Source organism: Allobosea sp. 10L422 (genome assembly GCF_056395345.1).
This window is the reverse complement of sequence record NZ_JBFTJI010000002.1, coordinates 25,288-45,495: the sequence shown is the minus strand read 5'-3', so window position 1 is coordinate 45,495 and position 20,208 is coordinate 25,288. Positions and strand designations below refer to the sequence as shown.

The following is a 20,208-nucleotide window of genomic DNA, read 5'->3' as shown; positions in this document are numbered from 1 at the left end:
TCGGATGCGCGGCGATCTAGCGTCACGATGGCAGGGCCGGTTCTCACCGGTCCGCCTTGATGATTTCGGTCATGGTCACGCCGAGCCGATCCTCGACGACGACGACCTCGCCGCGCGCCACCAGTCGCTCGTTGACGAAGATGTCGATCGCCTCTCCGACGCGCCGGTCGAGCTCGAGAACCGCGCCAGGCACGATCTGCAGCAGGTCGCCCACCGCGACTTTCGAGGAGCCGAGCACGGCCGAGACCGTGACCGGCACGTCGAAGACCTGTTCCAGATCTTCGGCCGTCTTGACCGGGACCGGCCCCGACCGCGCGACCGAGGTCTGGTTCTGGTCGAAGGAAAGGTCGGCCTGGTTCAGCGGCGGCAGGTTGAGGTCATTCTGCTGGCTCATGGCTCAGACTTTCATGGTTCCGCCCGGCCATGGCCGAACACGCGGGCAACCGCCTGTTCGACCAGAGCCGAAAGCTGCTGGCTGTCGAGGACGAAACCGCCCTCGACCCATTCGATGCGCCCGTCGCCGGGCACGATGTCGGCTTGTCCGAGCACCATCAGCTTTCCGGCAAAGCCATGCTCGGCAGCGAGCTTGCGGGTCAGTTCCTCCGCCTGCTCGACCACGGCCTCGTTGACGCGCAGGACGAGATGCGGCGCTGTCCGGGCATGGCTCAAGGCTTCGCGCACGGCTCCGGCCAGCGCCGCCATCGGCTTCTCCGCCAGCGCAGCGCCCGCCAGCGCTTTCGCCGCTACGAGCGCGACATGCGCAGCATGCTCCTCGATCGCCGCGGCCCGCGCCGCTTCCTGCGCGAACAGCCGCTCGGCGGAGCGGGCAAGCTGCCCGGTCAGGCCGGCGAGTTGGGTCTGCGCCTCGCGATGCGCCTGCTCCTGCCCGGCGCGGAACCCCTCGGCGCGCGCTGCGGCGAGATCGGCTTCGCCGGCTGCCTTGCGGCCGCCTTCGCGGAAATCCGTCCCGAACATGAATTTCGTTGCGGAAACCATCTCAATACACCAGTTCGTCTTCGGAACCGCCCTTGGACAGGACGATTTCGCCCTTGTCCGCGAGATCCTTCGTCAGCTGGACCAGTTTGGTCTGGGCCTCGTCGACCTCCTTGAGCCGCAGGGGCCCCAGCCCCTCCATGTCGTCCTTCATATTCTTCGCGGCGCGCTGCGACATGGCCCCGTAGAAGAAATCGCGCATGGATTGGCTCGCGCCCTTGAGCGCGCGCGCCAGCGTGTCCTTTTCGGCCAGGCGCATCAGCGTTTGCAGGCCGGCCGGGTCGAGCTTTCCGAGGTCTTCGAAGGTGAACATCAGCGCCCGGATGCGTTCGGCCGATTCCTGGTTGGAAGCATCGAGCGCCGAGAGGAAGCGGAGCTCCGTCTGCCGGTCGAAGCCGTTGAATATCTCGGCCATCATCTCGTGCGGATCGCGCCGCCGCGTCTGGGTCAGCGTCGAGACGAACTCGGTCCGCAGGGTGTTCTCGATGTGATCGAGCGCCTCCTTCTGCACCGATTCGAGCCGCAGCATGCGTCCGACCACCTCGATCGACAGCTCGTTCGGCAGGTTGCGCAGCACGTTCGCCGAATGATCGGGCCGGATTTTCGACAGGATCACGGCGATCGTCTGCGGGTATTCGTTCTTGAGGAAGTTCGCGAGCACGACGGCATCGATATTGCCGAGCTTCTGCCACATGTTGCGGCCCGCCGGCCCGCGGATCTCCTCCATGATCAGCGCGACCTGATCGCTCGGCAGGATCTTCTCGAGCAGCGAGATCGTCCGGTCGAAGGAGCCGGTGATGGCGCCGGCGCTGGAGAGCTTGCCGACGAACTCCAGCATCAGCCGCTCGACCTCGTCGGCATCGACGGTGCCGAGCTCGGCCATGGCGCGGGTGATGATGCGGATCTCGTCGTCGTCGAATTCCTGCCAGATCTTCTTGCCGTGATCCTCGCCAAGGACGAGCAGGATAACGGCCGCGCGCTGCGGGCCGGTCATCTGGTCGATGGTGGTCGCGCCGAAGCCGCCGCCCTCGATGCCGTCAGGGAGGCCGGTGCTGCGCGTCGCGAGGGAGCGTGTCTCTGCCATGGTTCAGCGGCCCGTCACGCCGGTGACTTCTCGTGGATCCAGCTCCTGAGCACCGCGACCGAATCGGCCGGGTTCTGCGCGACCAGCGCCCCGATCTTTTCCACCGATTGTGCCTTGAGCTGCCCCTTGACCTGCGCGATGGCGAGCATCCGCTCGGACGGCATCTCGACCTCCGCCTGCAGCACCTCCCCGTCGGGACCGACCGTGGCAACGGCGCGGCCGGGCACGCCAGCCGGGTCGCCGGTCGTGCCGTCCGCGAGAACGGCACCGTTGCGCATGAAGGAGGGGATCGCGCGGACATTGCTGTTGTCGGACGCGAGGACCTGCTTCAGCAGCGGCCGCACCACGGTCATGAGCACGACCACCGTCAGCAGCGAGATCACGCTGAGCTCGACGAAGCGGACGAGATCCTCCCGGGTGAAGGACAGCAGCTGCTGCATCAGCGTCTGCTCGGTCAGGTCGTTCGGCGGAGGCGGCGCCTCGGCGAAGCGCAGGTTGACCACCTCGACCTTGTCGCCGCGGCCCTGATCGAAGCCGACGGCGGTCCGCACCAGCTCGCCGATGCGCTCGAGTTCCTCAGTGTTGCGCGGCTGATAGGCGAGCTCCCCGCCGGAGCTGCGGCTGTAGTTGCCGTCGACGAGAACGGCGACCGAGAGCTTCTTGATCCGGCCGCCTTCCAGCACCTCGGTTCGGGTCGTGCGGGAAATCTCGTAGTTCGCCACCTCCTCGTTCTTGGAGGAGTTCTCGCGCTGGGCCTGCTGCGCGCCTTGTGCCTGCTGGGCGCCCGGCAACTCGTTGCCGACTGTGACCGCGCCGTTGCCGCCTTCGTTCGTCGTCGATGCCTCGGTGCGGTTCTGGCTGGAACGCAGGACGCGGCCTTCCGGGTCGAAGCTTTCGGAGCGGCTCTCGACGCGGTTGGTGTCGAGCGCCGCGGAAACCTGCACCCGCGCCCGGCCAAAGCCGACGACGCTGGCGACGATGTCCTCGACCTGCGACTTGATGCGCTTCTCGATCGCGGTCTGGCGCTCCTCGATGCCGAGCCCGATCAGGCCCTGATCGCTCTGGGCGCCATCCGCCAGCAGGCGGCCGCGCTCGTCGACGATCGAGACACGCTCGGGCTTCAGCCCGTCCACCGCCGAGGCGACGAGGTGGCGTACCGCCCGGACCTGCGCCGCATCGAGGTCGCCCGCGAGCTTGAGCGCGATCGAGGCGCGCGGCGCCTCGCGGTCCCGCTCGAACAGCCTGCGCTCCGGAATGACGAGATGCACGCGTGCCGCCTGCACCCGGCTGATCGAGCGGATCGAGCGGGAGAGCTCGCCTTCGAGCGCGCGCAGATGGTTGATGTTCTGGACGAAGCTGGTCGAGGAGAAGGCGTCGCCCTTGTCGAATATCTCGTAGCCGACACCGCCGCCGGCCGGGATTCCCTTGCCGGCGAGATCGAGGCGCAGGCGCGGCACGTCGGCCTTCGGCACCAGCACAGTCTGGCCGTCGCCGCGCAGCTCGTACTTGATGCCCCGCGTGTCGAGATCTTTGAGGATCGCGCTGACATCCTGGCTGGAAAGATCCGTGAACAGCACGCTCATCGCCGGCTGGGACATCTTCAGCATCACGAAGCCGAAGAAGCCGACGAGCGCCAGCGTCACCGCCAGCATGGCTGCCAGCCGTGCCGCGCCGAACTTCGCAAACTGCTCGATCAGGCCGTTCACGCCGCCATCCGTTCCACAGAATCGAAAGGACGGCGCACTTGCCGACCCACTAGGCAAGTTTTTCCCAGCGCATGGTTAGCAGTCGGTTAATTTTTCGGGACGGCTCGTTAAACTTTCCACACCGACGTGCCGTGCAAACGCGAAAGGCGCCGGTCCTGATCGGACCGACGCCTTTGAAAACAAAAGAAAAAACCTGCCGCTTACTGGCGGTAATGCTGAATCCGGGTCGTCCGCAGCCCAGCGAGGCCATGCTGGTCGATTGACATCTGCCAGCTCAGGAACTCGTCGACCGTCAGCGTGTAGCGCTGGCATGCTTCTTCCAGGCTCAGCAGGCCGCCGCGCACAGCGGCCACCACCTCTGCCTTCCGCCGGATGACCCAGCGCCTTGTATTCATCGGCGGGAGGTCCGCGATCGTCAGCGGACTTCCGTCCGGTCCGATCACRTACTTCACCCGCGGTCGCAATGGCTCGGTCATGGTACTCTCACACAACTCAACAGAGCTACTGAGGGCAGCATAGAAGGCCGGCTTTAAAAATTGGCTAAAACGATCGTGTCGTATCTCCACGATTGATTCGCCCCGGCTCATTCGCTGCGCACCACGCTCTTCACCTTGTCGATCGGCACGCTGATCGAACCGATCTTCAGCATGGGGATCGAAGAGGTGAAGTCGACGCCGTCGACGATGCCGCTGATCTGCGTCTTGGCGGTGATGGACTCGCCGGCGACGTTCTTCGCGTCGATCGTGATGGTGTACTCGCCGTCCGGCGCCTTGGAGCCGATCGAGGTCGTGCCGTCCCAGCTATAGGCCTGGTCGCCCGCGACCAGCGTCTTGGTGGCGGTCTGGACGACGTTGCCCTTCGAATCCTTGATGGTGACGGTGGCCGTTCCGGCCGACGGCATGTTGACCTTCCACTCGGCCTTGCCGTCGATCAGCCGTGTGGTGGCACCATCGGCCGTGATCTTGGCGCCGATGAAGCCGACCGCGCTGGTCGCCGTGCCCGCCGCGTTCAGGCTGAGCAGCGAGCTCAGTGTTTCATTGGTCTTGAGCTGCTGTTCGACGCCGGCGAACTGGACCAGCTGCGCCGTGAACTGGTTGGTGTCGAGAGGGTCGAGTGGCGACTGGTTCTTGAGCTGCGTCGTCAGCAGCGTCAGGAACTGGTCGAAATTGTTCGCGATCCCGGTGGTCCCGCCGGAGACGTTGGTGTTGTTGGTGGTCGATGTGCCCGTCGAACTGTTTGTCCCGGAAACCGCCATGGCGCTTGTCCTTGCTCAGATGCTGAGATCGACGCCGCCGAGCCGCACGAGGCGGCGCTGCGGGGCGGGATCGTTGGAAAGGGGGGCTTCGTCAGCCCGCTCATTGCCCTGCGGCAGGCGTGGGCGCTGCGGCGCCTCGTCGTGCTGCCGGTTTTGGCGGAAGGCCGATTGATCTGACGGATCGCGCAGACTGATATCGACGCCTCCGTCGGAGGGCTTCAGACCCGCTTGCTCGAACGCGCGTTCCAGCGTGCGGGCGTCACGCTGCAGGAGATGCAGGGTTTCGACCCGGTCGACGACGAGCCTCGCGCTGACCTCGCCCTTGTCGGAGATCGACAGATTGACGTCGACGCGCCCGAGCTCATCCGGATCGAGACGGATGTCGAACTGCTTCGAACCGGACATCGCGCGCATGCCGATCTCGATCGGCACCATATGGACCGGCGTCGGCTGGCCGCCCGCGACGCCCTGACCCTGACCTTGGGCCGGCGCGGCACCGTTCGCAGCCAGATTCGGATCGAGCGGCTGGAGAAGGCGGTCATGGCCCGGCTTTCCGGGCGCCTGCTGCAGCATGGTCGAGAGATCGAGCGGGCCCAGGGCCTGCTGCAAGCCGTCGAGCAGCTTCGGATCGGCCGCCGCCGGCGCCGCCTCTGCCTTCGTGGGGGCGCCGGCGATGGCCTTCTCGGCCGTACCCTTGGTCTCGGTCACCTGATCTGTCTTGGGAATTGCCTTGCCGTCCACGGACGCCGCATCCTCGGGCGCAACGGTTTCGGCGGCTTTCGCCGCCTTCGCGTCGACCTTGGCAAATCCGGGAAGTGGCAGCGGCGTCGCCTGAGGCTTCGCTCCATCGCCCACGGCGACGGCGGATCCATTGGCAGGCGGAGAGACGTCTCCACCGGCAGCGGAGGCCGAAACCGGCACGAGCAGTACCATCATCGCGACGGGATGAGGTGGCTGGGCTATGGCCTTGGCCTGCTCCGCGCCCGATGCCTGGCTCGCCACGTCGGCTTCGCCGTCATCCGTCTTGGCCTTGGCCGGCTTCTCGCTTTCGGCGGATTTCGCCTGGCCGTCGGCCTTCGGCTTTCCCTCGCCGTCCTGAACCGCGGCGGCTTCGGCCTGAGCCGCCGCCATCGCGATCAGGAAATCGATCCCTGTGGCCGCAGCAGGAGCTTCGGGCTGCGTTCCCGCCTGTTGGGGCTTGGACGGCTTGGCGACGACTTCGCCCGACTTCACGACAAGCTCGCCCTTCCCGTCCGCTGGCGCCGAAATCTTCTCGGCTTGGGAGCCAGCAGCCGCGGCAACAGCCTCCTCGACCGCGCCGGCCTGGTCGGTTGTCTTGCTGGCGATGCCCTTCCCCGCCGCTGCGTCGCTCCCCTCCTGCACCTCGGGCAAGGAAAAGGCATCGCTCTCCCCGCCCTCGGCGCGGCGGCGCGAAGCTGGAGCGTCCGACGCTCGCTGATTGGTGAAGACGGGCTGGATCGACATGAACGGTTCCGCGGCGCGGGCAACAACGCACCCGCCCGTCGCCAGCAAGTTGCACGCCAGAACAGAGACGTTATAAATCAATGCGTTAGAATGTCTTATCGGGACTGCGGCGGCAAGAACCGCCGGCATGAAAGCCGAAGGCCGGCAGGATTTGCCGATCCCGCTGGCAGCAGCCGGCCAAAGCCGGTATAGAGCCGGCAGACGCGCAAATGCCGATCTTCCGAGCCACGGACGCCTCCACAGACGATGACCACGCCCCGCAACTCACTCGACATCGCCAAGCCGCCAGCGGCCACGCGCGTCGTTGCGGCGATGTCGGGCGGCGTCGATTCCTCGGTGGTGGCAGCCCTGCTCAAGCGCGAGGGCTACGATGTCATCGGCGTCACGCTGCAGCTCTACGATCACGGCGCCGCCGTCCACCGCGCCGGAGCCTGCTGCGCCGGGCAGGACATCCATGACGCCCGCCGCGTCGCCGAGGCGATCGGCATCCCGCATTATGTCCTCGACTATGAGAGCCGTTTCCGCGACGCCGTCATCGAGCGCTTCGCCGAGAGCTATCTTGCCGGCGAAACTCCGATCCCCTGCGTCGAGTGCAACCGCACCGTCAAGTTCCGCGACTTGCTCGATCTCGCCAAGGAGCTCGGCGCCGATGCGCTGGCGACGGGGCACTATGTCGTCAGCCGCGACCTCGGCAACGGCCATCGCGGCCTGTTCCGCGCCGCCGACGCCAGCCGGGACCAGAGCTATTTCCTCTATGCCACGACGCAGGAGCAGCTCGACCTGCTGCGCTTCCCGCTCGGCCATATCGACAAAACGCAGACCCGCGCGCTCGCGGCCGAGCTCGGCCTCGCCATCGCCGACAAGCCCGACAGCCAGGACATCTGCTTCGTCCCGAACGGCCGCTATGCCGATGTCATCGAGCGGCTGAAGCCCGGCGCCGCCCGGCCCGGCGACATCGTCCATCTCGACGGGCGCGTGCTCGGCCATCACGAGGGCGTGCTCCACTATACCGTCGGCCAGCGCAAGGGCCTGCGGCTCAGCGCGACCGAGCCGCTCTATGTGCTGCGTCTCGATGCCGACACCGCGCGCGTCATCGTCGGCCCGCGCGAGGCGCTGAGCGTGCGCGAAGTTCGCCTGCGCGATCTCAACTGGCTCGGCGAAACCGCGCTCGACGATCTGCCGCCCGAGGGACTCGAGGTCGCCGTGCGCGTCCGCTCGACCCGCGCACCGCGTGAAGCTCGTCTCTTCCGCGACGCGGAAGGCCTGCGCATCGAGCTTGCCGGCGACGAGGAAGGCGTCTCGCCCGGCCAGGCCTGCGTGATCTACGCCGATGCCGGCCCTGGCTCGCGCGTTCTCGGCGGCGGCACCATCCTGCGCCGGCCGCTCGCCATGTCGGCCACCGCCTCGCCCGCGGCGCTCGCCCTGTCCTGACGGGCTCAGCTTCTCTGCTCGGATTCCTGCCATGCCGGTGACCTACGACCTCGACGGCCAGAAGCGCGTCTACGCGACCTGGGCCAAGTTCTACGACCGGATCTATCAGCGCATGCTGGCGCGCCCGCAGCGCGAGGCGGTCGAGGCGGCCTGCGCATGCGGACGGGATATCCTGGAAATAGGTGTCGGAACCGGCCTCACCCTGTCCTATTTTACCCCTGAAACGCGCGTCCTCGGCGCGGATCTCTCGCTCGACATGCTCAAAGTGGCCCATCGCAAGGTCGCCAGCCAGAATCTGCGGCATGTCCGCGGGCTGATGGTGATGGATGCCTGCCGCCTCGGTTTCGACGACGAGCGCTTCGATGCCGTGACCGCGCAATTCGTCATCACGCTCGTACCGGATCCCGAGCAGGCGCTGACCGAGATGGACCGCGTCCTGAAGCCGGGCGGAGAGATCGTCATCTCGAGCCGCCTCGTCGATGATGGCGGCCTCCTCGCGCCGTTCTGGAGCGCCGTCGCGCCGCTCTCGAAGGCGATCGGCTGGAGCTCCGACTTCAAGGTAAGCCGCCTGACGGACTGGGCGAAGGCGACGGGCCGCTACGAAACCGTCCATGTCGGGCGCGGCTATTTCAAGGTTGTTCGCCTGCGCAAGCTCGTCTCTGCTGATAAGTCGCGATCGAAGGCTTGACGCGGCCATATCGCGACGCCTATATCGCGCCTCGACGACGGGCCGGCCCAGCCGGCTACGATGTCCGTGGCGGGGTAGCTCAGCTGGTTAGAGCAGCGGAATCATAATCCGCGTGTCGGGGGTTCAAGTCCCTCTCCCGCTACCACAACATCATAAGTGATTGAGATCACTTATTGTTTCGCAAGTCCGCGCCTTCAGACCGCTCCCGCTCGGCCTCGCGAGCACATGAGAGCGTTGGGTGGCGGCTTGCGACCTGTTAGCGACATTAGCTGGCCGAAAAAGTCCGCACCCTTTCGGAGACCGGGCGTCCTGGGAAATCATCGCTGTTGTCAAGCGTTTGGTGGCAGAGTTCAATCTGTAGGCCCACGCCAGGAGAAACAGCATGAAGATGCTTGCCGTTACCGTGTGCTGCGCGTTCCTCGCCGGGTGCGCAACCTATGTCCCGCCTCAGCAGGGCTCCGCGGTCCTGGTCACTCGCGACAGCATGCGCACCTATCGGCCACTCCCTCGCGAAGAACGCCAAGTGTCCCTGTGCACCATGTCTGAGAAAACGAAGGCCGTCCTTTGCCGCTAGGCGCCGCGACCGCCCGGAATCAGAAAGGTGTAGTTGCGGCGAGGCCGCTGACGGGCAGATTCCCCGTCAGCGCTGTTTAGGGCCTAGTCAACGCTTAGCCGCTTTTTGGTCAACGCGGATGGGGGGGCGGAGACTTTCCGACCGCTTTCGACCCTTAGCGGTCATTCAAGCCGCTAGGCCCACATGCGCTGCGCTCGCAAAGTGAAGCGGTTTTGTTCTGCTTGGGGGGCCGCGCTGAGACGATCTCCCGCTAGAAAATTCTCCTAAGCTATTGAAATAGATTATGTTTTGGCAGTATTTCTGATACTCATGGCGCTGCCATTCCACTCGGCGGAAATCAGAGTGCCCGGTGCGTCTGCTTTCGACCCGTTGCAGACCTTGGATTGAATTGGCAGAGAATGCCGATCCGGCTAGCGCAAGCCGTGAAAACCGGTTGGGATCAAGGAACAGATGGCCAAGAAGGGAAGCGGAAGCTCAACGGCTGATCGGTTCACCGCAATTCCCTTCTGGTTGTGCCTTCTGTGTTTTCTGCTGGTCGCGTTCAGCCACGAGCTGGAGAGGATATTCAACCTCTGGCTGTTGATTGTTCCTCTTCTGCTTCTTCCTCTTGGCCTCCTTCTTCTGACACTCACGTCGAGTATCATTTGGAACGCCATGGGGGGCCGTTGGCGCCGCGCGGTCTCGGCGGTGATCGCCCCCTTTGCGGCAGCCGCTCCACTGGTCGTGTGTTATCAACTTGGCATCACGCCAACTTGGCTGCGTTTCCAACTCTCGCGAACCCATTTCGAGCGGGAGGTTGCGCTTGCAGCGGCGACAGATGGTGCGCCGCGTATCAGAGCTTTTGCTTGGGGCGAGACAGGCGGGGCCGCTGTCGCGAATATATTTGACACTCTCGTTGTTGATGAGAGCGATGAGATCGGCTTGCCCCCCGAACGGCGCTCAGCAGCTTGGGTGGAGCGTGCTCAGCATCAGCCTCAGTTGTACTCTATCCTGCGAGAGCAAGGGGCCCCCACCGTTCAGCCAATGTCACGCCACTGGTACGTGGTAACGCAGCTTTACCAGTGACCGCTTACGACCCGTTGTGGTCATTCGTCTTCGCCTTGGCGAAGAAGAGCATCAAGGTCATCGGGTTTCATGCGCTTTGCCGCGACCTCGATTTTGCGGTCATACCTTCTGTCGTTTGGTTCCACACCTCGTTGAGCTTTACGTGCGTAAAGCTGGACGAATTTCTGAACTTCGGCCGCTTTGCGTTCGACTGACTTCGGGGTGCGCGCCATGCCTTCACTCTCCTGGGTCGAACCTTCTTACCGTTACGAGTTTCAACTTCTGGTTACGCCCCATTGCGGACGGGGGCTCCGAGCGGGTAGTCAAGCGGCATGACGGACGCAATCTTGACACTGGAGCACATGGACACGGAAGTCGTGTTCTATCACCAAGCAGACGAGCGGGCCTTTTTCGAATGGCTAGAGCGTATCCCGTGTGTCGCAAGCGTTAAAGGCGAAGGCGTTAGAGGGTTGGTTGTTCGACTAAAGCGAAGGCCGGGCCAGGACGATCTGAGACAGCTTGTGTCCCTTGCTCATCGATACAACCTCGATATGCGCAAGTTTGCGAAGTTCGAGACGGACGCAAACAGGGTGTGGTTCCGCGATCCGAGTGCGTATTGGTTCAATGGCGTCTTCGGTTCGCCCGACTGAATAACCGCTTCCAACCCGTTAGAGACTTCGGCCACCCAACCGGCGACGACGCTCTCGAAACCACCCCCACAGCAACACCGCGCCGCAACTTGCCACGAGCGCATACGGCGCTGCTTTGCCAACCATCTGCTTTAAAATCGGATAAACGACCCACCCGACTATCGGAAATACAACGAAATAAAGCCAGAAAATCTGGCTACAGCCGATATTCCGGCGATAGACCGGCAGCGGTGCATCCTCGCGATCGGCCACAATATCCTCCAACCGGTGGAGCCTCAGATATCGCCGGTTCCTGCACAAGCAGCAACGACCGCTTTCGACCCGCTGCGGCCGTTCGCAAAAGCTCTTCGATCCCTTGCAGGGGCAGCGAATTCGCGCAATCTAGAGGTGAGGACCAAATTCAATACAGCCACGGATGCGGATATGCTTAGGTCCACCTGTTACCTTGCGTTGGCGCTAGTGGGGCTGTGTATTCAATCGGCATATGCTCGCGAACAGCGATATTGTAGACCAATGGTAAAAGGTCTTAGGTATGACCCCGAAAAATTGATATCGAGATTTGCTGAACACTGCAAATCTGGGGACATCATTGCAATAGACCGACCTGATTGGGCCGCCCGGTTGTGTGATTTTACTAAACCTTTCGTTAGCGTAGGGACTGCCAACACGCTCGTGTGCACTATGGCAGCACGCGAGCGTTTGCTGCGGCTTCCAAAAGACGGCGAGCCCGCTCCTTGATCGTCGATGGCGGCTGCCGACCCATAGCAGCCGATTGAGCCGCCGGCCCCACGCGCGCCACACTCGCAAAGAAAAACGGCGCACGATCTGTTCTCCTGGTGCGAGCACCCCGAGACGGTCTCGTGCTGCCAACACCCCTCGGTTGTTTCTGGACCGATAAGTGATTGCCGCCGAACCGCTGATCACTCAGCCGGCCGGAGCGGATCGGCCGGAGGCGGCCGGAGGCGATTGTCGTTCGCAAGCGCCAAGGCGATTGCGCCGCAATAGTTTGACCACGTCGCGATGAAGGCGCCGCATCGGCCGCAGACGATTTCGCTCTCTGATTTGAGAACGCGCGGGATCGAAACATGCGGAGAGCCACATGTTTCGCAACGGAACTCGTTCTGATCCATGTCGAAACACCCGGACGAATGTCCGTTTGTCGCGGCAAGTTCCGTGCCGGTTCATTCTCGCCTGCAATGGACGCCGGTCGGCGCCCCAACCCGATGCCAGCCGAACCGCCGCGAGGCCCCGCCTCCCCCGAAAGCTCCGGCGGAGTTGCCTGACGGCCGTGGCTCGCGGTCAATGCCCGCTGAAGACCAGCGTCTGGATCGGGAGCACCAGTGCCTGAATGCGCAGCAGCAGCGCATGAACGAGGCCCACCGCGTCGACGGCGTGGAGGACGATCTTTCGTCCGGTCGAGAGCTTGCCTGACTCGATCAGCTCGTGGTTGCTCGAATAGGCGTTGGCGATGCAGCTGCTGCCCGGCGTCACGCCATCGAGCCCATCGGCATAGAGAGGTTCGAGGAAGGTCAGCAGCGTGCCGGGCTTCGACACCTGCTGGGGATCGAGCAATTGATCGGCGGCCCGCACCTGGCCTGTGGCGATGAAATCCTGAACGCCGGTCACCACCATCGGAATGATGACCCAGGGCTTGGACAGGCAAGTCACCTCGGCGACCATGCCGACCTGCATCACCTGTCCCTCGACCTGCGAGAAACCCGCCTGCAGAATATTCCGCCCGGCTTCCTCGGGGATCAGGACGCCGGCCGGCCGCATGATGGGCGTGACGATGTCGCCGACGCGCAGCGTGAACTGCTCGACCCGGCCAGTGACGCCGGCGCGCACGACGGTCTTGTCGAGATCGGTCTGCGCCTGCGCGAGGGCAGCCTCCGCGCTTGCCTTCTCTGCCGGCAGCAAGGTCGAAATGCGGGTTTCGGCTGAGGATTTTGCAGAGACGGCCACCGCCAGGGCCGCTTCGCGCCCCGCCACCAGATTTTCGAGCCTCTCGATCTCGCGGCGGGCGACGATATCGTCGTTGCGGCGCTGCAGCTCCTGCTTCGTCTCGAGCTCGTCGAGGGCTTGCTTGTGGGCGCTCCCGGCTTCGAGAATTCGGTTCTCATCCGTGAGAAGATCGGCCTTTGCGACGACGATGGAAGCCTCGATTTCCGCGATCTTGCGCCGGGCCGTCTCAACCGCCGCCTCCTCCTTGGAGCTGTCGAGGCGAAAGATCGGGCTGCCCTTCGTGACCGGGCCGCTGACGCCGAGATAGACCTGCGCGACGCGCCCGGTGGTCTCCGAAATGAGCGGGACGGTACGGAACAGCACGGCCGCATTCGTCGTCGACGGGTGATTGTAGAAGATCACCGTGATCAGGCCGATCGTCAGCATGAGGCAGGAGATGATGCCCCATCGCAGCTCGAACCACACCGAATAGAAGGTGATTTCCTTGCCGAACCGCTTTCCCTGCCCGTATCGCCGATAGAGGTAATCCGGCAGGAGCGTCAGCAGGGAGCAGAACAGAAGCTCAAGCATGGCTGCTCTCCCGCTTTTGGAGCGCGGTGTGATCGTCCGCGCCGGATCCCGCTGTGGGCTCCCCTGCCGCGGTGTCCTCGGCGACGGACGCCCGCCTCGGCGCAATCCCGGCGATGCGTTCGAGCGCATGCGCCATTCTGCCGAACAGCCCGGTGAAATCGGGAATATCGATCAAGGCGAGCAACAGCCCGGCGACCCAGAACAGATGCACATGGGTGAAGAGCGCGAGCAAGCCGAGCACCGCGACGATCTCGAACTGGAGCTTCTGGGATTTATGCGCCATGCGCTCCGGCAAGGTGTGCAGCCGAAGGAAGATCAAGCCAACGCCCAGCACCGCCAGAAGCAGGATCACGGCCGCAACGACCATGAGAACGTCCGTCTCTCCCGGCGCAGTGATGAAGGCCGGCAGATGGTGCGGCGCCAGCGGATGAAGTTCGGCTGCCATAAACTCGCTCCAGTCCCCGCTCAGCCTATCCAGTTCCGTGCGAAATCGACGTCTTCGTAGCCATCGGCCTTCTGCCGTTTCGGCAGCTTGATCTTCTCCCGGGACGGCGCCTTGTAAGGAACCGAGCGGAGGATGTGGGAGATGATATTGAGCCGCGCCTGGCGCTTGTCGTCGGAGTGGACCGCATACCATGGCGCCCAGGTCGTATCGCTGGCGCGAAACATCTCGTCGCGGGCGCGCGAATAATCGTACCAGCGCGAATATGATTTCAGATCCATGGGAGACAGCTTCCAGATCTTCCGTGGATCGTTGATGCGCTCCTCCATCCGGCGCGTCTGTTCTTCCTGGCCGACTTCCAGCCAGTATTTCAGAAGGATGGTGCCGGAATCGACGATCGCCTTTTCGACGCCCGCCACGTCCTGAAGAAAGCTCTTCGCCTGCTCCTCCGTGCAGAAGCCCATCACCCGCTCGACGCCGGCCCGGTTGTACCAGCTGCGATCGAAGATCACGATTTCGCCCGCCGCCGGCAGATGCGGCAGATAGCGCTGCACATACATTTGCGACTTCTCGCGCTCCGTCGGCGGCGGCAGCGCAATCACCCGGAAGACGCGGGGGCTGACGCGCTCCGTGATCGCCTTGATGGCACCGCCCTTGCCAGCGCCGTCCCGCCCTTCGAAGACGATGCAGACCTTTGCGCCCGCATGCTTCGCCCACTCCTGGAGATTGACCAGCTCCGCGTGAAGATCGCGCAGCTTCTGCTCATAGGGCTTTCGTTTCAGGGGCTCGCTACTCTTGGTTTTCATCGCCGGCGCCCTCTCCGTTAGGACCAGCTCAGGAAGAACGCGACATCGCCGGGCAGCCCGCCCGGCCAGTCGATGATCATGGCGCGAAGCTTGTACTTCGCGGGCTGGAGGTGCTCCTTCCAGAATTCATAGGCCTGCCGCGGCCGGCCGGTCAGGGAGCTCGGCCAGTCGGCTTCCGCATTGTTGATGGCGCGCCCCCGGTCCGTGCAAAGCTGGCTCGGAAAGCGCATGACGAGGACCTCGGTCTCGCCCCGGCTGGCCGCGGCGCGGGTCTTGGTTGCGAGGCTTTGCTTGATTTCCTCGATCTTCTCCGGCGTGACGGCAATTTCCTCGCTCAACGTCGCGGCAAGCTTGCGTTGCGCGTCCTCGGCCTTGTTCATGGCGCCGGCCAGCTTGGACGCCCGCGCCATTTCGAGATCGGTCATATAGGACCGGAGATCGTCGGCCGACATGAAACTCTCGTCGCCGAGCGTCGCTGCGTTCGGATTTTGATTTGCGGGCGACATCGTTCGCATCTCCTTCATCGATCGCAACCAGCGTCCTCGACGCGGGTTTGAGCCGGCGAATTCAGTACTTCTGGATGTAGACGGCCTCGGCGAAGGTCAGGTCGATCATGTCGCCGCGACGCATGCGCCGGAGATCGTCCTTGATCACGGGATCGGCCACGGTGAGGCTGCGCGGCCCTGCCGGTCCGACGAAGTCCACGACGCCCGTGGCCGGGTCGAACCTCTCGAAACGGGCTGTCAGCGTCAGCGATCGTGTCACGAACTTGTCGGGCAGATTGTTGAAGGATGGCGCACCGACCGTATCGGTATAGACGATGCCGGGCCGGACTCCCTTCCTTGCGCGCCTGGCGCCGAGGATCACGCCTTCGGCCCGCTGGATCTCCAGCCTGTCGCCGACGCGAAGCCCCTGCAGATCGCCAAACACGTCGGGAACGGCGACATCCCAGACAAAGCGCCCTTGGCGCACGGTCACGATGCGCGCATTGGGGTCGACTCCCGCGACTTCGACATTGATCCGTTCGATCTCGACCGGTCCTACGCCGGCCACCATGATGGTCGTGCTGGTGACCGTGGGTGCGCAGGCTGCCGCGCCCAAGGCCAGCGAGATCGCCAGAGCCAGGTATGCACGCTTTGACATCGTCACTCTCCACCCCGGGTTGAAGTCACCGTTCTTTATGCTTGATCGCCCCTTCGGACCGGGCCTGCCATTCGCCGATCGACTGCCGAAGTTCGGATTCGAGGCCGTCGATCAGATGCCGATACTCGACGCATCGCGCAGCCGTTCCGGGAGCGTCGGAGGCCTCCCAACGCCGGAGGGCCTGTTCTGCGTCGGCCAGATCCACGCATAGCGACCGGAAGTTCTGACTCCTCAACACCAGCTCCTCGATCGCCTTCTTGTGCTTCGGCAGCAGCCGAACGGCAGCCAGAACGCCCGGTTCCATTGGAGCGCGCCCCCTGCGAAAGCGAATATTTATGTGGTCGCTCGACTGGATTGGGAGTAAATAACCGTAGTTTACACCGAAAGCGCGACCTAGCCCTGAAGTTTTCACGTGGTTTTCTGGCTTGGGGGAGCCGGTTCCATGGAGAATAGCCGGCTTTTCGAAAACGGTAATTTGGAAGACCGCCCTGAAGGCAAGCTTCAGAGCGATGAAATTCACGCTCAATTGGATAAGATCCTCGCCAGCACTGAATTCAACGTTCCCGAGCGCGTGCGACAGTTCTTGATCTATGTGATCAGCCAGACCCTCGCGGGCCACGCGGACCGGATCAAAGCTTATTCCGTCGCAGTCGAAGTCTTCGGCCGCGACGCAAATTTCGATATCCAGAACGATCCGGTTGTTCGCATCGAAGCCGGGCGGCTCCGGCGTGCGCTGGAGCGCTACTATCTGCTGTCCGGGAGCTCGGACCCCATTCTGATCGAGATTCCCAAGGGCGGCTACGTGCCGCGCTTCCATCGGCGCGAGGCGCCGCCGACCCACATCGTTGATCCCGCCCGCACCGCTGCTCCGGAGAGGCAGGATCTGGCGGGAGCGGATGCACCGTGGTGGGGAAGCCGCTGGTTCGCCTGGGCCATCGTTGTGGCAGCGCTGTGCCTTGCCGTCCCGCTACCCTGGTTGGCCGCCCCGCCAGCGCCGGCGCCCGCCAGCTGGGAGCCGCCGCCACCGCGTGGCCCTTCCCTGATCGTCAGGCCGTTCTCGAACTTGTCTGGGCAGCCGGAAGTCAACGTCTACATCGCCGGTCTCGGCGAAGAATTGCTGACGCAGCTCTCGCGGTTCAAGGAGCTGACGGTTTTCGGCCGGGAAACGTCTGCCGCCGTATCGCCCAGCGCCTCGGCCTCGGAGATCACGAGCCAATTCGGCAACCGGTACATTCTCGAAGGCGGCATCCGTCTTTCCGACGGCAAGCTGCGGGTGACGACCCGCGTCCTGGATGGCGAGAGTTCTGCCATCGTCTGGTCGGGAACCTATGACGCCGATCCGAACGCCGCCGACATCGTCGCCGTGGAAACGACTATAGCCTCGAAGGTCGCGACGGCGATCGCCCAGCCCTATGGGATCATTTTCAGCGCCCCCCCGCGGCCGGCGCGATCGGGAGACGTCCAGAACCTCGAAACCTATCAGTGCACTTATCGGTTCTATCGCTACCGCACCGTGCTCGATCAGACCGAGCATGCCGCGACGCGCGCATGCCTGGAGAGTGTCACGGCGCGCTATCCCGATTTTTCGACCGGCTGGGCGATGCTGTCCTACCTCTATCTCGACGAGGATCGTTTCGAGTTGAACCGGCGGCTAGGCTCGCCGCCGCCCCTGGAGCGAGCGAGAGCCGCCGCAGAGCGCGCCGTTCACCTTGATCCGGAGAATATTCGCGCGCTCCAGGCGCTGATGACCGTCCTTTATTTCAGTAGAGACGCCAGCGAGGCGCTGCGGGTCGGCGCCCAGGCGCGCGCGCTCAACCCGAACGATACCGAGCTGCTCGGCGAGTACGGCAGCCGGGTGGCCCAGGCCGGAGACTGGCAGCAAGGTGCATCCTTGCTCGAAGAGGCGATGGCAAAGAACCCCGGCAACTCCGACTACTATGTCGGGCTCCTGGCCTTGGCCGCCTATATGCAAGGCGACAATGCGCGCGCCGCCGATCTGATCCGCCGCGCAAACCTGCGTCGGTTTTCGATATACCACTTCGTCGCGGCGCTGATATTCGCGCGCCAGGGATTACAGGCCGAAGCGGCGCAATCCCGCGCCGAATTCCTGCGGCTGAGACCGGGTTTCTTCGACAAGTTCGATGACGAGCTCAACAGCCGCAACTTCAATGCGAGAGATCGCGCCATTCTGATCCGCGGCGCCATCGAGGCCGGCTTCCCCGTGCCAAACCGGTTCCTGGCCGAGACCGAACGAACATTCGGTGCTCTCTCGAATGCGGGAAAAGGCGGAACCGGCGGGGACCGTAGCCAACCGTAACCTACTACCCCGGATTTCGTTCGCAGCTTTCTCTTCTTGTCAAAGAGGAAGCGGAGCATGCGGTGCAGCTGCAGGCGGAATGCCGTCGCCTCAGCGGCCGCCATTACGCTTCTGCGGCTTTGTTGCCCCGACACGAGCGTCGCGATCTGTGCCGTTTGTGTCTCGGACAGGCTCACTACTGGAGGTCGATGATCGCCATGGCTTTCCGACCGTATTTGCTCGCTGTCGTCGTCGGCTTTGCAGCGCTCGGCGCACAGGGCGCAGGGGCACAGACGACGGACCTCCAGGGTGCCTGGCTCGAAGAAGGGCAGATCTGCGCCAATGTCTTCGCCGCAGCGGGGAAGGCGCTGGGCTTCAAGCGCCCGGCCAACGCCTTTGCCTCCGCGTTCGTCATTCGGGGCGAGCGGCTGTCCACTCCGCTCGCGACCTGCAGGATCGCTCGCGTCAACCTGCAGGGTGAGCGGCGGGTCCTTCATCTCAGCTGCACCACGACGATCGCGACCGATGCCGCGCGGGCCGTGCTCGCCCTGGGTCAGGATGGCGGCCTCTACCGCTACAGCGCGCCCGAAGGGGGCACCGCGATCAGGTATCGGCGCTGCACACCGGAGGCGCTGAAGACGCCTTGAACCCACGTGCCGCGCGCCGCGTGCCGGAAGCCCCGGCTGTCTACGGAGAGACTGAGGATTGTCCATGTCAGCTCTTGTGCACATCGTCGATAGCGACGCGGCATCTCGGGCCGGTATCGATCGGATGCTTCGCGCTTCCGGGTATGAAACCAGGGCTTATCTCAGCACCGACGAAATCTTGAATCATCGCCCGGATATCGAAAGCGCAAGCTGCGTCGTCATTGATACGCGGGGGCCAGATCAGTCGATCCCCGATGTGGTGAACCTGTTCTGCAAGGCCGGCCTGAATCTGCCCGTGATCTTCGTGACCGATCAGGAGGATGTCCGCCTTGGCATCCGGGCGATCAAGGCGGGAGCCGAGGACTTCTTCACGACGCCCGTCGAGCCCGACGAATTCATCGACGCCATCGGCCGCGCAATCTGCCGCCATCGTCTCGTCAGCGAGCATGAAAGCAGGGTGCGGGTCGGCTTGACCCGGCTTCAGCAGCTGACCAGGCGCGAGCGGGAGGTCTTCGATCTGGTCGTTCGCGGCAAGATGAACAAGCAGATCGCCTTCAAGCTCGGGACGACCGAGCGAACCATCAAAGCCCATCGCCACAAGGTCATGGAGAAGATGCAGGTCCGCTCCGTCGTCGAGCTCGTGACCTGCGCCGAGCGGCTCGGCCAGCTCCGGGTCGACAATCCCTGAAAGTTGTCTCTGGAGCTGGTGCCGACCGGCCCGTCAAGCTCGGGATATCCGCGCAGGCTTCCGAAACGAGGATCGCAACGTGCCGCCTCCTCACCAAGCGCCGGATGGCCTCAAGACGCCGAAGGCGGCCGGTGTAGCCGGTATTCTGTTTTCGGTGCTGCTCCTCTCTGCGCTGGTGCTGGTGCTCCAGACCTTGCGACTCCATCCGCAGGATCCCGGCGATTGGGTGGGCACCCAATCCTGGAAGGTGGCGCTGGCATTGAACCTGATCCCCTTCGCGGGCATCGCCTTCCTCTGGTTCATGGGCGTGCTGCGCGATCGATTGGGGGATCACGAGAACAGCCTGTTCGCGACGGTGTTTCTCGGCAGCGGGTTTCTCTTCATCGGCATGCTGTTCGTCGCGGCCTCCGCCATCGGCGCGATCCTGCTCACGCACGCAGCCCGGCCGGGCGAACTTGCCGGCTCGGTGACGTTCACCCTGGCGAGGTCCTTCGCCTACAATCTCGCCAGCATCTACGCGATGAAGGTATCGAGCGTCTTCCTCATCACGGCCTCGACCATCGTGCTCCGCACCGGAATCACGGGACGATGGACGGCGTTCGCCGGCTATGCCGCTGCGACGGTCATCCTCTTCGGCAGCCACCTCGTCGACTGGACCTTCCTGGTCTTTCCGATCTGGGTGCTGATCGTCAGCTGCGACATCCTGATCCGCGAATACCGGCACGCCGGCCGTCCCGGCTAGGC

At 64.0% G+C, this 20,208-nt stretch carries 21 protein-coding genes and 1 tRNA gene; 8 read left to right on the top strand and 14 right to left on the bottom strand.

The features are described from left to right. Window positions 1-43: 43 nt before the first annotated feature. From fliN to AC1DEZ_RS04500, 7 genes are all read right to left on the bottom strand, one after another. Complete coding sequence (gene fliN, locus AC1DEZ_RS04530; protein WP_441511915.1) at window positions 44-394, bottom strand: flagellar motor switch protein FliN; 351 nt, start codon at window positions 392-394, stop codon at window positions 44-46. 11 nt (window positions 395-405) lie between these two features. After that, window positions 406-975 carry a FliH/SctL family protein gene (locus AC1DEZ_RS04525; protein WP_476778808.1) on the bottom strand — a complete coding sequence of 190 codons (570 nt, stop codon included), beginning with the start codon at window positions 973-975 and terminating at the stop codon, window positions 406-408. Between the two features lie 22 nt (window positions 976-997). After that, a complete protein-coding gene (gene fliG, locus AC1DEZ_RS04520; RefSeq protein ID WP_441512213.1) occupies window positions 998-1,987 on the bottom strand; it encodes a flagellar motor switch protein FliG in 990 nt (329 codons plus the stop codon). 104 nt (window positions 1,988-2,091) lie between these two features. After that, window positions 2,092-3,783 carry a flagellar basal-body MS-ring/collar protein FliF gene (fliF, locus tag AC1DEZ_RS04515; protein ID WP_441511913.1) on the bottom strand — a complete coding sequence of 564 codons (1,692 nt, stop codon included), beginning with the start codon at window positions 3,781-3,783 and terminating at the stop codon, window positions 2,092-2,094. Window positions 3,784-3,983: 200 nt separating this feature from the next. Next, window positions 3,984-4,259, bottom strand: coding sequence for a CtrA inhibitor SciP (gene sciP, locus AC1DEZ_RS04510; protein ID WP_038359348.1), 276 nt, complete (start codon window positions 4,257-4,259; stop codon window positions 3,984-3,986). Window positions 4,260-4,366: 107 nt separating this feature from the next. Continuing rightward, complete coding sequence (locus AC1DEZ_RS04505; RefSeq protein WP_476778807.1) at window positions 4,367-5,038, bottom strand: flagellar hook assembly protein FlgD; 672 nt, start codon at window positions 5,036-5,038, stop codon at window positions 4,367-4,369. Window positions 5,039-5,053: 15 nt separating this feature from the next. Further along, complete coding sequence (locus tag AC1DEZ_RS04500) at window positions 5,054-6,523, bottom strand: flagellar hook-length control protein FliK (RefSeq protein WP_476778806.1); 1,470 nt, start codon at window positions 6,521-6,523, stop codon at window positions 5,054-5,056. A gap of 246 nt (window positions 6,524-6,769) precedes the next feature. Between AC1DEZ_RS04500 and mnmA the strand changes: the two genes are divergently transcribed. The 4 genes from mnmA (at window position 6,770) to AC1DEZ_RS04480 (ending at window position 10,281) form a co-directional block, all read left to right on the top strand. Next, window positions 6,770-7,954, top strand: coding sequence for a tRNA 2-thiouridine(34) synthase MnmA (gene mnmA, locus AC1DEZ_RS04495; protein WP_476778805.1), 1,185 nt, complete (start codon window positions 6,770-6,772; stop codon window positions 7,952-7,954). Between the two features lie 31 nt (window positions 7,955-7,985). Next, window positions 7,986-8,642, top strand: coding sequence for a class I SAM-dependent methyltransferase (locus AC1DEZ_RS04490; RefSeq protein WP_441511909.1), 657 nt, complete (start codon window positions 7,986-7,988; stop codon window positions 8,640-8,642). Window positions 8,643-8,710: 68 nt separating this feature from the next. After that, window positions 8,711-8,787: transfer RNA gene (locus AC1DEZ_RS04485), tRNA-Met, on the top strand. Between the two features lie 879 nt (window positions 8,788-9,666). Further along, window positions 9,667-10,281 (top strand): hypothetical protein, encoded by a 615-nt coding sequence (locus tag AC1DEZ_RS04480; protein WP_476778804.1) that lies wholly within the window; start codon window positions 9,667-9,669, stop codon window positions 10,279-10,281. Window positions 10,282-10,301: 20 nt separating this feature from the next. Here AC1DEZ_RS04480 and AC1DEZ_RS04475 read toward each other — a convergent pair whose 3' ends face one another. From AC1DEZ_RS04475 to AC1DEZ_RS04445, 7 genes are all read right to left on the bottom strand, one after another. Continuing rightward, window positions 10,302-10,493, bottom strand: a complete 192-nt coding sequence (locus AC1DEZ_RS04475; protein WP_372687814.1) for a hypothetical protein — start codon at window positions 10,491-10,493, stop codon at window positions 10,302-10,304. 1,716 nt (window positions 10,494-12,209) lie between these two features. Continuing rightward, on the bottom strand, window positions 12,210-13,442 hold the full coding sequence (locus tag AC1DEZ_RS04470) for an HlyD family secretion protein (RefSeq protein WP_476778803.1): 1,233 nt from the start codon (window positions 13,440-13,442) through the stop codon (window positions 12,210-12,212). Beyond that, the gene (locus tag AC1DEZ_RS04465) at window positions 13,435-13,887 is read right to left on the bottom strand and encodes a hypothetical protein (protein ID WP_476778802.1); all 453 of its coding nucleotides are present in this window, start codon (window positions 13,885-13,887) and stop codon (window positions 13,435-13,437) included. Before AC1DEZ_RS04465 ends, AC1DEZ_RS04470 begins: the two co-directional genes overlap by 8 nt. A gap of 20 nt (window positions 13,888-13,907) precedes the next feature. Beyond that, complete coding sequence (gene ppk2, locus AC1DEZ_RS04460) at window positions 13,908-14,690, bottom strand: polyphosphate kinase 2 (protein ID WP_476778801.1); 783 nt, start codon at window positions 14,688-14,690, stop codon at window positions 13,908-13,910. 17 nt (window positions 14,691-14,707) lie between these two features. Next, window positions 14,708-15,196: a hypothetical protein gene (locus AC1DEZ_RS04455; protein WP_441511903.1), complete on the bottom strand. Its 489-nt coding sequence runs from the start codon at window positions 15,194-15,196 to the stop codon at window positions 14,708-14,710. Between the two features lie 61 nt (window positions 15,197-15,257). Further along, on the bottom strand, window positions 15,258-15,833 hold the full coding sequence (locus tag AC1DEZ_RS04450; protein ID WP_441511902.1) for a hypothetical protein: 576 nt from the start codon (window positions 15,831-15,833) through the stop codon (window positions 15,258-15,260). 25 nt (window positions 15,834-15,858) lie between these two features. After that, on the bottom strand, window positions 15,859-16,137 hold the full coding sequence (locus AC1DEZ_RS04445) for a hypothetical protein (RefSeq protein ID WP_476778800.1): 279 nt from the start codon (window positions 16,135-16,137) through the stop codon (window positions 15,859-15,861). A gap of 138 nt (window positions 16,138-16,275) precedes the next feature. Between AC1DEZ_RS04445 and AC1DEZ_RS04440 the strand changes: the two genes are divergently transcribed. The 4 genes from AC1DEZ_RS04440 to AC1DEZ_RS04425 all read left to right on the top strand — a co-directional run bounded on the left by AC1DEZ_RS04440 (window position 16,276) and on the right by AC1DEZ_RS04425 (window position 20,206). Then, on the top strand, window positions 16,276-18,150 hold the full coding sequence (locus AC1DEZ_RS04440) for an adenylate cyclase (RefSeq protein WP_476778799.1): 1,875 nt from the start codon (window positions 16,276-16,278) through the stop codon (window positions 18,148-18,150). Between the two features lie 197 nt (window positions 18,151-18,347). Continuing rightward, the gene (locus AC1DEZ_RS04435) at window positions 18,348-18,776 is read left to right on the top strand and encodes a hypothetical protein (protein ID WP_476778798.1); all 429 of its coding nucleotides are present in this window, start codon (window positions 18,348-18,350) and stop codon (window positions 18,774-18,776) included. Window positions 18,777-18,840: 64 nt separating this feature from the next. Next, window positions 18,841-19,464 carry a response regulator transcription factor gene (locus AC1DEZ_RS04430; protein WP_476778797.1) on the top strand — a complete coding sequence of 208 codons (624 nt, stop codon included), beginning with the start codon at window positions 18,841-18,843 and terminating at the stop codon, window positions 19,462-19,464. Window positions 19,465-19,543: 79 nt separating this feature from the next. After that, complete coding sequence (locus AC1DEZ_RS04425) at window positions 19,544-20,206, top strand: hypothetical protein (RefSeq protein ID WP_476778796.1); 663 nt, start codon at window positions 19,544-19,546, stop codon at window positions 20,204-20,206. The last annotated feature ends 2 nt before the right edge of the window (window positions 20,207-20,208 follow it).

Excerpts from the sequence above, each read along its gene's own strand:
- AC1DEZ_RS04470 (WP_476778803.1), bottom strand. The coding sequence starts at position 13,442 with ATGCTTGAGCTTCTGTTCTGCTCCCTGCTGACGCTCCTGCCGGATTAC.
- AC1DEZ_RS04475 (WP_372687814.1), bottom strand. The coding sequence starts at position 10,493 with ATGGCGCGCACCCCGAAGTCAGTCGAACGCAAAGCGGCCGAAGTTCAG.
- AC1DEZ_RS04525 (WP_476778808.1), bottom strand. The coding sequence starts at position 975 with ATGTTCGGGACGGATTTCCGCGAAGGCGGCCGCAAGGCAGCCGGCGAA.
- AC1DEZ_RS04480 (WP_476778804.1), top strand. The coding sequence starts at position 9,667 with ATGGCCAAGAAGGGAAGCGGAAGCTCAACGGCTGATCGGTTCACCGCA.
- ppk2 (WP_476778801.1), bottom strand. The coding sequence starts at position 14,690 with ATGAAAACCAAGAGTAGCGAGCCCCTGAAACGAAAGCCCTATGAGCAG.
- fliN (WP_441511915.1), bottom strand. The coding sequence starts at position 394 with ATGAGCCAGCAGAATGACCTCAACCTGCCGCCGCTGAACCAGGCCGAC.
- AC1DEZ_RS04500 (WP_476778806.1), bottom strand. The coding sequence starts at position 6,523 with ATGTCGATCCAGCCCGTCTTCACCAATCAGCGAGCGTCGGACGCTCCA.
- AC1DEZ_RS04505 (WP_476778807.1), bottom strand. The coding sequence starts at position 5,038 with ATGGCGGTTTCCGGGACAAACAGTTCGACGGGCACATCGACCACCAAC.
- AC1DEZ_RS04435 (WP_476778798.1), top strand. The coding sequence starts at position 18,348 with ATGGCTTTCCGACCGTATTTGCTCGCTGTCGTCGTCGGCTTTGCAGCG.
- AC1DEZ_RS04445 (WP_476778800.1), bottom strand. The coding sequence starts at position 16,137 with ATGGAACCGGGCGTTCTGGCTGCCGTTCGGCTGCTGCCGAAGCACAAG.
- AC1DEZ_RS04450 (WP_441511902.1), bottom strand. The coding sequence starts at position 15,833 with ATGTCAAAGCGTGCATACCTGGCTCTGGCGATCTCGCTGGCCTTGGGC.
- mnmA (WP_476778805.1), top strand. The coding sequence starts at position 6,770 with ATGACCACGCCCCGCAACTCACTCGACATCGCCAAGCCGCCAGCGGCC.
- AC1DEZ_RS04465 (WP_476778802.1), bottom strand. The coding sequence starts at position 13,887 with ATGGCAGCCGAACTTCATCCGCTGGCGCCGCACCATCTGCCGGCCTTC.
- AC1DEZ_RS04430 (WP_476778797.1), top strand. The coding sequence starts at position 18,841 with ATGTCAGCTCTTGTGCACATCGTCGATAGCGACGCGGCATCTCGGGCC.
- AC1DEZ_RS04440 (WP_476778799.1), top strand. The coding sequence starts at position 16,276 with ATGGAGAATAGCCGGCTTTTCGAAAACGGTAATTTGGAAGACCGCCCT.
- AC1DEZ_RS04490 (WP_441511909.1), top strand. The coding sequence starts at position 7,986 with ATGCCGGTGACCTACGACCTCGACGGCCAGAAGCGCGTCTACGCGACC.
- AC1DEZ_RS04455 (WP_441511903.1), bottom strand. The coding sequence starts at position 15,196 with ATGTCGCCCGCAAATCAAAATCCGAACGCAGCGACGCTCGGCGACGAG.
- fliG (WP_441512213.1), bottom strand. The coding sequence starts at position 1,987 with ATGACCGGCCCGCAGCGCGCGGCCGTTATCCTGCTCGTCCTTGGCGAG.